We start from the raw sequence: 12,639 nt of genomic DNA, 5'->3' as shown, positions 1-12,639 counted from the left end.
TAATTATTCAATTTTGGGGTGACATAAGCATGAAGGGTTATTTAAATTTAGAAGATGGAGCCTCTTTTGAAGGAGATTTGACAGGAGAAGCTGGCATCACAGGTGAAGTGGTCTTTTTTACAGGTATGACAGGTTATCAAGAGGTACTCACGGATCCTTCCTATAAAGGTCAGATCATTGTTTTCACATATCCGCTGATCGGAAATTACGGCATCAATCATGAAGACTTTGAGAGCAAAAAGCCTCAAGTAAAAGCGGTGGTTGTTTACGAGGCAGCAGAGCATTTTTCACATCATCTTGCAGCGGTCAGCTTAAAAGATTATTTACAAAAGTGGAATATTCCGCTTCTGACACATACAGATACGCGCGCAGTCGTGCAAAACATCCGGGCAAATGGAACGATGAACGCTGTGCTCAGTATTGACGAAAACGAAACCCCGCCTGCAATGAAACAAGACGATGTCGTCGCACAGGTGACAGAGAGCGAGATATACACACAAGGCAGCGGTGAGGAACATGTGGCGCTCATTGATTTTGGCTTTAAAAAATCAATTGCAGATTCGCTTGCAGCGCGCGGCTGTAAAGTAACCGTCATTCCATATAAACAAATGGAAAAGGTGTTTGAGATTAAGCCCGATGCGATCCTGCTTTCAAACGGACCTGGAGACCCGAAAACCATGACACCGTATTTAAAAACAATTCATGACATCATGATGACATTTCCGACACTTGGGATCTGCTTAGGTCACCAATTAATCGCTCTTGCACTTGGCGGGGATACATATAAGCTGCCATTTGGCCACCGGGGAGCGAATCATCCTGTACAGGATACAGAATCCAAACGTGTCTTTATGACAAGTCAAAACCACAGCTACGTTGTGAATGAAAAAAGCATGAATGACAAAGAAGTGGACGTGAAATTCCTTCATGTCAATGATGGATCTGTAGAAGGATTCATTCATAAAGAAAAGCTGATTATGTCAGTGCAATTTCATCCAGAAGCACACCCAGGGCCTGCTGAAAGTGAATGGGTATTTGATGATTTTATTGAGAAAGTGAAACAAGCAAGGAGAGAAGTCGCACATGCCTAAAGATCAAAGCATACAAACCATTCTAGTCATCGGGTCTGGTCCAATCATCATTGGTCAGGCAGCAGAATTTGATTACTCAGGAACACAAGGATGTATGGCCTTAAAAGAAGAAGGCTACAAAGTCATCTTAGTGAATAATAACCCAGCAACCATTATGACAGATGAGTCATTTGCTGATGAAATCTATTTTGAACCGCTTTCAGTTGATTCAGTGACAAGAATTATTGAAAAGGAAAAACCAGATGGTCTTTTAGCCAACCTTGGCGGACAGACTGCTTTAAACCTTGCTGTTGAGCTAGAAAAAGCCGGTGTGCTGAAAAAGCATGGGGTGACCCTGCTCGGAACGTCAGTTGAAACAATTGAAAACGGTGAAGATCGAGAGAAATTCCGTGCTCTCATGAAGCATTTGAACGAACCTGTACCAGATAGTGAAATTGTGGATAATGCGGAAGATGCTCTTCAATTTGCAAAAGAAGTCGGCTTCCCAGTCATCCTAAGACCAGCATACACACTTGGCGGTAAAGGCGGCGGAATCGCTCTAACAGAAGAGGCGTTTAAGCCGCTCATTGAAGGAGCTCTTTTAGCGAGTCCGATTCACCAGTGTTTAGTTGAAAAAAGCATAGCTGGCTTTAAAGAAGTCGAGTATGAGGTCATGAGAGACCGTCAAAATACGTGTATCACGGTATGTAACATGGAAAATATTGATCCAGTTGGTGTGCATACAGGAGACTCGATTGTCGTTGCACCTTCCCAAACATTAACGGATCAGGATTATCAAATGCTCCGTTCAGCGAGCCTGAAAATCATTTCAGCGCTGGATGTAGTCGGCGGCTGCAACATCCAATTTGCCCTTGATCCACTCAGTAAAGAATACTTTGTCATTGAGGTGAATCCTCGGGTCAGCCGTTCTTCTGCTCTTGCATCAAAAGCAACAGGCTATCCGATTGCGAAAATGGCAGCTAAGCTTGCGGTGGGTTATACACTAGACGAATTGAAAAACCCGCTCACAGGTACAACCTATGCTAGTTTTGAGCCGGCACTAGATTATGTTGTCGTCAAATTCCCGCGCTGGCCGTTTGATAAATTTAAACAGGCAGACCGTCAATTAGGCACAAAAATGAAGGCCACTGGTGAAGTTATGGCGATTGATCGGAATTTAGAGTCAGCCATCCAAAAAGCAGTTGCATCACTTGAAATTAAAACGAAGGGCTTCTACCTGCCAGAACTGAAAGAGCAATCGACAGAACAATTATTTGAACTCATCAAAACACCAGACGATCGCCGGTTTTTCGCTGTTATGGAGCTTCTTTCAAGACAAGAAACGGTTGAAACGATTCATCAAACAACGAAAATCGATCGATTCTTCTTACATGTGTTCCAGAATATGATCATGCTCGAACAAGAATTGAAAGATCATAAGGGGGCGTTATCAAAAGATACCTTGAAAAAGGTAAAAGAAAAAGGCTTCCTTGATGAAACGATTGCTCTTCTTACGGGTCAAACGGAAGAGTCAATCAGGCAGCTCCGTCAAGAGTACGGGATTGCTGCTTCATTTAAAATTGTTGACACATGTGCGGCGGAATTTGATGCAAAAACGAATTACTTCTATTCCACCTACTTTGGCAAAAGCGATGGTGAGCATCAAGAAAAAACAAAGCAGCGTGCACTCATCATTGGCTCTGGCCCAATTCGAATCGGGCAGGGGGTCGAGTTTGATTATAGTGCTGTTCATGGCGTTCTGACCTTACAAAAACTTGGATTTGAAACCATCATGATGAACAACAATCCAGAAACAGTCAGTACTGATTATGAGATTGCAGATCGTTTATATTTTGAGCCGATTACATTAGAGCACATTTTAAACGTTGTGGAAGCAGAACAAATTGATTTTGTCATTGTCCAATTTGGCGGACAGACTGCGATTAACGTCGCAGAAGGCTTAGAAAAAGCCGGCGTCACGTTGTTAGGTACATCCTTTGCTACGCTGGATGCACTTGAAGACCGTGATTTATTCTATCAGCTTCTTGATGAACTGAACCTTCCTCACGCAAAAGGAGATACAGCTTATTCAAAAGAAGAAGCACTCGTACATGCGAAAAGCATCGGTTACCCTGTATTAATTCGCCCATCGTATGTCATTGGCGGAATGGGAATGATCGTTGTTCAGTCAGAAGCACATTTGGCGTCACTGCTTGATCAGCCAGATCATTTGCCATACCCAATCTTAATTGATGAGTACGTCACTGGAAAAGAAATTGAAGTGGATCTTATTTCTGACGGGAAAAAGGCGTTCATTCCAACCATCGTAGAACATATTGAAAAAGCGGGCGTGCACTCAGGTGACAGCTTTGCCATTTTACCAAGTATCTCGATCAGTGAAGACATTAAACAGCAGGTGTATACCGCGTCTGAACAAATAGCGAAGAAATTATCGTTCAAGGGCATTATGAATATCCAATTTGTCATCAAAGGTGACCAGGCGCTTGTATTAGAAGTGAATCCGCGGGCAAGCCGGACTGTACCAGTCGTCAGTAAGGTAATGGGCATTGATATGATCCCAATGGCCACTCAATTATTAGCTGGTGCGTCGCTTGAAGAACTAAACCCTGCAACGAAAAACAAAGGGGGGACAGCGGTCAAATTCCCAGTGTTCTCATCACATGCCATTCAAGATATCGACCTCAAGCTGACACCTGAAATGAAAGCGACAGGAGAAGGAATGTGTGTAGGCAAGAACGCCGAAAGCGCCTTGAAAAAAGTGTTTGCGCCGATCTGGAAACAAAAAGGAAGCCTCTTTATACAAGGCAGCGAGCAATTGATAGATGAAGCGAAGCATGCAGGCTTTGACGTCTGGACTGGCAGCTTTGAATCCTGGCTGCAGAATGAAGATAAATCCCTTCATATTCATTTAGGAGAAGATGCAGAGGCAAAAGAGCAGCGTGTAAAAGCACTGACACACGGCGTTCAAGTCCTAACCGAATATGAAACTGTTCAAGCATTCCTGCAAGGGAAAAATGGAGATGTGTCACCAGTATCGCTCCACGAATTATATAAAAAGGAAGTGACGGCATGAGTCAAGTTGACGTGCAACCTGCATTATACGGAAAAGACTTTTTATCGTTAAAAGATTTCTCAATCCATGAGATTGCTTATTTAATTGAAAAAGCAGAAGAAATGAAACAAAACCCCTATCAAGATTTATTCAAAGGGAAAACGTTAGCGATGATCTTTGAAAAATCTTCGACTAGAACCCGCGTCTCGTTTGAAGCGGGGATGACACAGCTAGGAGGACATGCGCTCTTCCTCAGCTCAAATGATTTGCAAATTGGCAGAGGTGAAACCATCAGTGATACAGCGCAGGTGCTCTCTGGCTATGTAGACGGCATTATGATTCGAACCTTTGAGCATGAGAAGGTTGAAGAGCTTGCACAATACGCGTCTATTCCAGTCATTAATGGATTAACTGACTACTCACATCCATGTCAGGCACTTGCAGATTTATTAACCATTAAAGAAACAAAAGGTACTTTAAAAGGAATCAAAGTGGCCTATATTGGTGACGGAAATAACGTGGCACACTCCTTAATGGTCGGCTGTGCACAGTTAGGCTGTGACATTGCAGTTGCATCACCAAAAGGCTATGAACCACTTCAAGAAGTCACAGACACTGCCCGTGAGTTTGCGAAACAATCAGGCGCAGAAGTTACCGTGACGACAGATCCTGTCGCAGCTGTACAAGATGCAGATGTTATTTATTCAGATGTGTTTACAAGCATGGGGCAGGAAGCAGAAACAGAGAAACGCCTTGCTGAATTTAAAGAATATCAAATCAATGACGAGCTGATGAGTCATGCAGCAAAGGACTATATTTTCCTTCATTGTCTTCCGGCTCATCGCGGTGAAGAAGTGACGGCAGATATTATCGACGGGCCGCACTCAAAAGTATTTCAACAGGCAGAAAACCGCCTGCATGTGCAAAAAGCGTTAATGAAAGAACTTATGTATCAACCATCCAAATAAATCCAAGTGTCCCTGACTCGTATGAGCAGGGACTTTTTGCATAAAGGATTGGAGAGGCAATGGACGGGACATAATAACATCAATCGAGAAAGGAGGATGAAAATGGGTCAGCAGCATCAGTTTAAATCAGGGAATAAAGCACCGAATAATGGTGTGTATATCGAGATCGGAGAAACTGGCAGTATGGTGAAAGATCCTTTAAAGATTAAGCTTAAAGCAGGCGACGTCTTTCCTGATAACTCGAACCATAATCGTGTTTGGACCTACCAAAGAAAGCCGTAAGCAATTGACTAAGAGTCAGCAGGAATAAGACTTTAGAGGCATGTGTCATGCCTCTTTTTTCTTTATAATAAAAAACAATTAAGTTCAAATTTTCAAATAAATAGTATGAAAAAAAGAAAACTTAAGGTAAAATATGTAAGTGGATGGATTATATTTTTGAAAGGATTTGTGTGATGGAAAAGATGAATCTCAGTGAAAGTGTTTGGAATAAACGCTTCACCTCATTATTCATATCAAGACTCATTAAAAACACAGGAGAAAGTTTTGCTTTTACATCCGTCCTTTGGCTATTGATTTTAAGAGGGGATGGAGCGCTCGGTACAGGACTTCTTCTAGCAGTAACGGTTCTCCCTTCATCTTTGTTAGCCCCAATTTTAGGACCTCTTATGAAAAAGCACCATTTGTCTAAATGGATGTTCGCTTCAGATGTTGTTCGAGCAACAATTGTACTCATTATTCCACTTCTGCACTTTTCGCATCTATTGCCTCTATGGTTATTGATCTCATTAATGGTTATTCAATCGGCAACAGGTGCAGCGTATAATCCAGCTTCTGTGGCCATCTTGCCGCAGATTGTTCCAAAGCATCTCATTCAAAAAGCAAATGCGATCCTGCAATCTTCTTTTGAGATTGTCGCACTTGCAGCAGTCATGGTGGCTGGTCTTTTGGTTAAATTAATTGGACCTGCTGATACCCTGCTGATCACCACTGCTTTATTTGTCATTTCTGGCCTGTTTATTATCGGGGTCAAACTAAAGAAAACCGATGAACAAAAAGCAGCAGGCATTAAACAAGCGAAGAATACATATTTTTATAACTTAAAAAGAGGGTTTCTCGTTGTCAAAAACCATCACATTTTATTTGCGCTCACGCTCTATTGTATCTTAATGAATGTCGCAGCAGCTCCGTGGCAGGCACTATCAGCGGTATACGTAGCAGAAGCACTGCAAAGCGACTCCATGGTGTATTCCATTTTAAGAGGCGTTGCCGCAGTTGGTGCGTTTATGATGGGCTTTGCTCTGGCAAAGGTGAAAATTAAGAGATTTGGTTTGTTCTTTATTGTCGCCGGCATGATTGAAGGGGCTGCGTTCTTTATGACAGGGATGAGTACATGGCTGCCAGTCGTTCTGCTTGCTTCCTTTATTTTTGGAGCTGCTGTCAGTGCGATCAATGTACCGGAAATGGTCATTATTCAAACGTCTGTTGACCAAGAGGATCAGCCGCAAGTATATGCTGTGATCAACGCATCATCAAATGTCTTTCTCCCGCTTGCAGCTGTCGTATCAGGCGTCCTCGCAGAAAGATTTGGAGCGGGACCTGTCATTGCCGGCGGAGGAATTCTTGAGATATTATCAGGTATCGCGATCTTCCTGTTTACAGGGCTTGCGAAAAGCCATTTGACTCAAGAAAAACAGAAGACTGAAACCGTCGATGTGTAAACAATAAAAACCCCCTGTATGTTGAAGGCAGGGGGTTTTAGCGTGCCGCTTTTCAATCAAGCTGAAAAAGAAAAAAGAGCTAAACATCAATTTAGCTCTTTTTCACAAGTCATATTAAGAGTGTTTTGTTGAACTTTCCGTTTCTTTCATTGGACTTACTTCAGCAAAGATGAATAAAATAACCGTAAACACAACTGCAAGAATGGAAGTCAGCGTAAAATCATAAGCAGCTCCATTCATAGAGGCAACGATGTAACCAGCCATATGTGTCAGCAGAAAAGTCCAAATGAGGGTGATAATATAATGCATAATCCCACCGTCCTTTATGTAACAATCTATTGATTATCATACCATAGATGCAAGTGAAGGGAAAAGACTGTTTTCCGCCTTTATGTGACCATTTTGAGACCTTCTGCTATAAAAATAAAAAGAATTCTTCTGTCTTTAGGGGATTTCCTTATTCCTACAAGAGTTGTTGTTCATATCATAGAAAGCAGAATCACTGAAAGGAGGCTGGCCATATGGGTGTAAGCGAACGTTTTTTTCAGCTTGGTTCCCAGTGGAACATCATTCACCTTCCTCAAAAACCAAATGGCTTTGGCATTCTAATCCTCGGTGACCGAAATCACTTTGTGCAGGAAAATACATCATTCTGGCTTCAGCATTATGGAAGAAACCAGCTTTTAACTGCCTTAAAGGATGAAGGATATACATTGTTTAATAGTCATCTTCATGGGAATCACTGGGGATGCGAAGATGCTGTCTTTAGTGCTAAGCAGCTTGTGCATCACACACTAAAACACGAAATATTAAACCGGGAAATTCATGTGCTCGCAGAGGGAATGGGCGCCCTTGTTGCCATGAGCCTTGCTGAGGAGATGCCTGAAGTGCTAAGGTCCATTGCGATGGTGAATCCATGTCTTAATCTGGGTGCACAACGAGAAAGAGAAAAGGAACACAAATTTTTTTATAAGCAGCTGATCAAAGAGTTAGCAGAGAGCTATGGCTGCTCTGAAAAGGAAGCTGAAACGTATCCACTGCCTTCTTGCCCTGTTCATTCTGCTCATGTACCGATTCATATATGGCAAAGACTAAACGGCGCACCTTATGCATATGAACTTCACGCAAAGCCTTTTATTGATCAGCATATGAAAAATCCAGAACATTGTCAGATTGATCTCACGCTGCATATGTTTGATCATCCGAGAAGAATCTTTCAATCCATTCACAAGTTTTATAAATCGCATGAAAGAGAATTGTGATGAATAGGATGATAACAGCCCTTCATAGAAAGGGCTCTTCTTTTTATTCGATATTAAAAAAGGGGACATGAACATGGAAACAGGACTGATCATAGGGGCAGATGAGTTTTTTGGCCTGACACTTTGTGAATATATGATGAAAGAGGGCATTCAAGTGGATATCTCGCGTCCTCATGATCTGAAAGAAGAACAAAAGGGACTGTTAGAAGAGCGGATGATGTGGCTAGGCAGAAATGATCTCGTTCGAGTCATTGACCTTCAAGATAGCAAAGACACGTATGACCTCATTTTTATTCAGTCAGAGGAACCGCATAACAGGCAGGAAGACATCAAAGCAACACATGGCATGTACCGGATTCTTTATGAAAAACCTGAACACGAATCAGCGAAACAGAATGTACCGGCAGTTATTCTTCCTCGCATGTTCGGGCCATGGACACTCAATGAAGATCAAACAAAGCGTGCTGATTCACTTTTTGTAGAAGATGTGGCAAAGGACTTGTTACAATGGGCATTGGAAACAGATCAAAGACAGGACATGACGTATGAATTGAAGGTAGAAAGTCAAACAGATGACAAACAGGCAGAAGACATGATTGCTGAATGGAAAAGACAAAACTCAACATTTTTCGACAAAAAGCAAGAATGATCTTCCATCTTATCTTTTTTCAGTATAAAATAAACCTATATTTAACATACAGGTTCATCACTGCATGTTGCAAAAGGGAGTTGAACATGGCATGAAGTACCAGCGGCTTGTCATGATCTTTTCGTTCCTTCTTCTATTATCTGCCTGCTCGCAGGCTCCTTTAAAAGGAAAAATTGAGAAGGTGGGTTTACTCGTCCCCGATACGATTAATGATCAAGTTTGGGGAACGAAAGGTTATAAAGGCTTATTAAGTATCCAATCAACATTTGGTGTAGATGTTTATTATAAGGAAGGAATGGTCGACAAGGAGAAAATCGTTGATGCCATTGAAGAATTCCATAAAAAAGGAGTCAATTTGATTATTGGCCATGGCAATGAATACAGTGAAATTTTCAACTTGATCAGTGAAGATTATCCAAACATACAATTTATTACGGTCAATGGAAACAAGCCTCAGGCGGACAATGTCACAAACGTGACGTTTAAAGGTGAAGCGATGGGCTTTTTCGGAGGCATGACAGCTGCACATATGTCAAAAACAAAAAAGATTGGTATTCTTGCTACATATGATTGGCAAAGTGAAGTAGACGGCTTTATCAAAGGGGCAAAATATCAAGATGAACATGTACAAGTGTTAGCGGAGTTTGTTGAAAACTGGGATGATGCTGACAAAGCGGTGGAGCTCTATCAAAAATTAAAAAAGCAGGGCGTAGATGTTGTGTATCCAGCAGGTGATGGTTATAATATCCCTGTCATTGAACAAATCAAAGCCGATAATTTATCAGCGATCGGGTATGTCACCGATCAATCCAACCTCGGCAGCCATACGGTTTTAACGAGCACTGTACAGCATGTTGATAAAGCGTACAGTATCATTGCAAAGAAGTTTAATGAAGGCAAGCTAAATGAACAAGGTGAGTACTCCTTTGATTTTAAAGAAGGAGTGATCGAAATGGGGAAATTTAGCTCCACCATTGACGACGCTTTTGTGAAAGATATTGAAAGTGATATTGCGTCTTACAAAAAAACAGGCAAACTACCAAATGAAAAGTGAGGAGACGACGACATGCAGCACGAAAAATCGATGGAATTTTTACAAATTGCCATGAAGTATTTTCCGCAGGCGAAGGAAGAGTTAGATAAAGCAGGGATTCAGCTTGAGCCTGAAGCACTTCAGCCGCTTCTAACATTATTTACATCTGTCATGCAGGAAGCATACGAGCTTGGAAAAGCGGATGCAGAATCAGAAAAAGCCACAGAATAGTGGCTTTTTTTTATGATAATTTTTTCTTAAAAGCACTAATCATAGGACCAACATCTTTAAACACAGGCTTCAGCTCATCAATGGAGTTCATAATGTTCCCAATTTGATTCATGACATGCATGTAGTCAATTGAATCACCACTTGAAGATGTCTCCACGCGTTCCTCCTTTGCTTCTGTCTTGCTTTTCTCTTTTTCAATCGGCTGTCCAAACATCATTGCTGAGAAAACATCTTTTTGCGCCATATCACATGTTCCTTTCTACTATTGGTATATATCATTAATCTATGAAAAAAGTGAGAGGAAAGGTTAGACGTTTGTATTGCCAAGAAGAAAAAAATAAGGTAAAATTAGTACCAGATACTAATATAAGATCACAATATCACATGCTCGTATGAGTAAAAGGAGTCTTATTCAATGAATGCTGGAATTATTGGCCTTGGCCGCTATATACCTGAAAAAGTATTAACAAATCATGATTTAGAAAAAATGGTTGAAACTTCTGACGAGTGGATTCGTACTAGAACAGGTATAGAAGAAAGAAGAATTGCATCTGATGATGTCAATACATCACATATGGCGCTTGCTGCTGCAAAAAAAGCATTAGCTGAAGCAGATGTGGCTGCAGAAGATATCGATATGATTCTTGTGGCGACAGTCACGCCAGATCAAGCATTTCCGACAGTCGCTTGTATGATTCAAGAACAGCTCGGTGCACATAAAGCATGTGCAATGGATATTAGCGCTGCGTGTGCTGGCTTTATGTATGGGCTTGTTACTGGAAAACAATTTATCGAATCAGGAACTTACAAACACGTGCTTGTTGTCGGTGTAGAAAAGCTTTCTCGCATTACCGACTGGGATGACCGCAATACAGCTGTTTTGTTTGGAGATGGAGCTGGAGCTGCTGTACTGGGAGAAGTCAGCGAAGGCAAAGGAATTCTATCATTTGAACTTGGAGCAGATGGAAGAGGCGGGAAGCACTTGTACTTAGATGAAAAAGATCATACAATCATGAATGGACGAGAAGTATTTAAATTTGCTGTAAGACAAATGGGCGAGTCAAGTGTAAACGTCATTGAAAAAGCTGGACTATCAAAAGAAGACGTTGATTTCTTGATCCCGCATCAAGCAAATATTCGCATTATGGAAGCAGCACGCGAACGCTTAGAGCTTCCAGTTGAAAAAATGTCGAAGACTGTCCATAAATATGGAAACACATCAGCAGCTTCTATTCCAATTTCACTATGTGAAGAAATCGAAGCCGGAAAAATTCATGACGGCGATGTGATTGTAATGGTTGGTTTTGGTGGCGGATTAACTTGGGGCGCAATCGCTATGCGATGGGGCCGATAAAAGAGTGGGGTGCACAAATTAATGGATAAGAAACGAGTAGTTGTTACAGGATTAGGTGCTTTGACACCACTTGGCAACGATGTAGAGTCAACATGGAAAAATGCTTTAGCGGGTGTATCAGGGGTTGGGCCGATCACACGTGTCGATTCAAGTGAATATACCGCAAAAGTAGCTGCAGAACTAAAAGATTTTAACATTGAAGATTACATGGAGAAAAAAGAAGCGCGAAAAATGGCACGCTTTACGCAATATGCAGTCGTTGCTGCTCAAAAGGCGCTGGAAGATTCACGTCTTGAAATCACAGATGAAATCGCACCGCGTGTTGGTGTATGGGTTGGGTCTGGTATTGGTGGACTTGAAACATTTGAAGAGCAGTTCGAAGTGTATTCAAATAAAGGAGCAAGACGCGTAAGTCCATTCTTCGTCCCAATGATGATTCCTGATATGGCGACAGGCCAAATCTCTATTGCACTTGGCGCAAAAGGGGTTAACTCTTGTACAGTGACAGCATGTGCAACAGGTACAAACTCAATTGGTGATGCATTTAAAGTCATTCAGCGCGGAGATGCAGATGCGATGATCACAGGCGGAACAGAAGCGCCGTTAACAAAAATGTCGTTTGCAGGCTTCTGTGCGAACAAAGCCCTTTCGACAAATCCTGATCCAAAGACAGCAAGCCGTCCATTCGACAAAAACCGTGACGGATTTGTCATGGGTGAGGGTGCAGGGATTATTGTTCTTGAAGAACTTGAGCATGCGTTAAAACGTGGGGCGACCATTTATGCAGAAATCGTTGGTTATGGTTCAACTGGTGATGCCTACCATATTACAGCACCAGCTCCAAACGGTGAAGGCGGCGTCCGTGCAATGAAAGAAGCGATTCGAGATGCAGGTTTGTCTGTGGAAGACATTGATTATATCAATGCCCACGGCACAAGCACACCTTACAATGATAAATTTGAAACAATGGCGATTAAAGAAGTGTTCGGAGAGCATGCGAACCAGCTTGCAATCAGTTCGACAAAATCAATGACAGGTCACTTACTTGGCGCAGCAGGCGGAGTAGAAGCCATTTTCTCTGTTCTTGCGATTAAAGACAGCGTCATTCCTCCAACCATTAACCTTGAAACACCGGATGAAGAATGTGATCTTGATTATGTAGCAAATGAAGCACGTTCAAAAGAAGTACAAGTGGCTTTAAGTAACTCACTTGGTTTTGGCGGGCATAATGCGACAATTATTTTCAAAAAATACGAAGCGTAATACTTCCTGAGAAAG

13 protein-coding genes are annotated in these 12,639 nt (G+C 41.8%); 11 read left to right on the top strand and 2 right to left on the bottom strand.

From position 1 onward, the window contains the following. The first annotated feature begins 29 nt into the window (after window positions 1-29). The 5 genes from MHI60_RS01960 (at window position 30) to MHI60_RS01940 (ending at window position 6,832) form a co-directional block, all read left to right on the top strand. Window positions 30-1,091 carry a carbamoyl phosphate synthase small subunit gene (locus tag MHI60_RS01960; RefSeq protein WP_095408184.1) on the top strand — a complete coding sequence of 354 codons (1,062 nt, stop codon included), beginning with the start codon at window positions 30-32 and terminating at the stop codon, window positions 1,089-1,091. Beyond that, window positions 1,084-4,164: a carbamoyl phosphate synthase large subunit gene (locus tag MHI60_RS01955; protein WP_144485528.1), complete on the top strand. Its 3,081-nt coding sequence runs from the start codon at window positions 1,084-1,086 to the stop codon at window positions 4,162-4,164. The genes MHI60_RS01960 and MHI60_RS01955 overlap by 8 nt, the downstream gene beginning before the upstream one ends. Next, window positions 4,161-5,111, top strand: a complete 951-nt coding sequence (argF, locus tag MHI60_RS01950) for an ornithine carbamoyltransferase (RefSeq protein WP_144470141.1) — start codon at window positions 4,161-4,163, stop codon at window positions 5,109-5,111. Before MHI60_RS01955 ends, argF begins: the two co-directional genes overlap by 4 nt. Before the next feature lie 102 nt (window positions 5,112-5,213). Continuing rightward, window positions 5,214-5,393, top strand: coding sequence for a YjzC family protein (locus MHI60_RS01945; protein ID WP_008348517.1), 180 nt, complete (start codon window positions 5,214-5,216; stop codon window positions 5,391-5,393). Window positions 5,394-5,566: 173 nt separating this feature from the next. Next, window positions 5,567-6,832 carry an MFS transporter gene (locus MHI60_RS01940; protein WP_144485526.1) on the top strand — a complete coding sequence of 422 codons (1,266 nt, stop codon included), beginning with the start codon at window positions 5,567-5,569 and terminating at the stop codon, window positions 6,830-6,832. A 114-nt stretch (window positions 6,833-6,946) separates the two neighbouring features. Here the strand turns inward: MHI60_RS01940 and MHI60_RS01935 are convergent, their stop codons facing one another. Beyond that, window positions 6,947-7,141 (bottom strand): YjzD family protein, encoded by a 195-nt coding sequence (locus MHI60_RS01935; protein WP_003211779.1) that lies wholly within the window; start codon window positions 7,139-7,141, stop codon window positions 6,947-6,949. A gap of 212 nt (window positions 7,142-7,353) precedes the next feature. Between MHI60_RS01935 and MHI60_RS01930 the strand changes: the two genes are divergently transcribed. From MHI60_RS01930 to MHI60_RS01915, 4 genes are all read left to right on the top strand, one after another. Continuing rightward, on the top strand, window positions 7,354-8,094 hold the full coding sequence (locus tag MHI60_RS01930; RefSeq protein WP_048238467.1) for a hypothetical protein: 741 nt from the start codon (window positions 7,354-7,356) through the stop codon (window positions 8,092-8,094). A 73-nt stretch (window positions 8,095-8,167) separates the two neighbouring features. Next, window positions 8,168-8,743, top strand: a complete 576-nt coding sequence (locus MHI60_RS01925; protein WP_095408187.1) for a nad binding enzyme — start codon at window positions 8,168-8,170, stop codon at window positions 8,741-8,743. A 91-nt stretch (window positions 8,744-8,834) separates the two neighbouring features. Continuing rightward, window positions 8,835-9,797 carry a BMP family ABC transporter substrate-binding protein gene (locus MHI60_RS01920; protein ID WP_048238469.1) on the top strand — a complete coding sequence of 321 codons (963 nt, stop codon included), beginning with the start codon at window positions 8,835-8,837 and terminating at the stop codon, window positions 9,795-9,797. Between the two features lie 12 nt (window positions 9,798-9,809). Continuing rightward, window positions 9,810-10,007 carry a ComZ family protein gene (locus tag MHI60_RS01915; RefSeq protein WP_024425054.1) on the top strand — a complete coding sequence of 66 codons (198 nt, stop codon included), beginning with the start codon at window positions 9,810-9,812 and terminating at the stop codon, window positions 10,005-10,007. A 10-nt stretch (window positions 10,008-10,017) separates the two neighbouring features. Here MHI60_RS01915 and MHI60_RS01910 read toward each other — a convergent pair whose 3' ends face one another. Then, complete coding sequence (locus MHI60_RS01910) at window positions 10,018-10,251, bottom strand: hypothetical protein (RefSeq protein WP_144470147.1); 234 nt, start codon at window positions 10,249-10,251, stop codon at window positions 10,018-10,020. A gap of 171 nt (window positions 10,252-10,422) precedes the next feature. On the opposite strand from MHI60_RS01910, the gene MHI60_RS01905 reads away from it, so the two are divergent. Then, a complete protein-coding gene (locus tag MHI60_RS01905) occupies window positions 10,423-11,361 on the top strand; it encodes a beta-ketoacyl-ACP synthase III (RefSeq protein WP_095408190.1) in 939 nt (312 codons plus the stop codon). A 21-nt stretch (window positions 11,362-11,382) separates the two neighbouring features. Beyond that, complete coding sequence (gene fabF / locus MHI60_RS01900) at window positions 11,383-12,624, top strand: beta-ketoacyl-ACP synthase II (RefSeq protein WP_041089814.1); 1,242 nt, start codon at window positions 11,383-11,385, stop codon at window positions 12,622-12,624. Window positions 12,625-12,639: the final 15 nt, after the last annotated feature.

Origin of the sequence: Bacillus sp. FSL K6-3200 (genome assembly GCF_038630485.1) — a bacterium.
GTDB classification, from domain to species: domain Bacteria; phylum Bacillota; class Bacilli; order Bacillales; family Bacillaceae; genus Bacillus; species Bacillus safensis.
The sequence above is the reverse complement of the archived record's forward strand: the minus strand, read 5'-3'. Positions and strand labels throughout refer to the sequence as shown.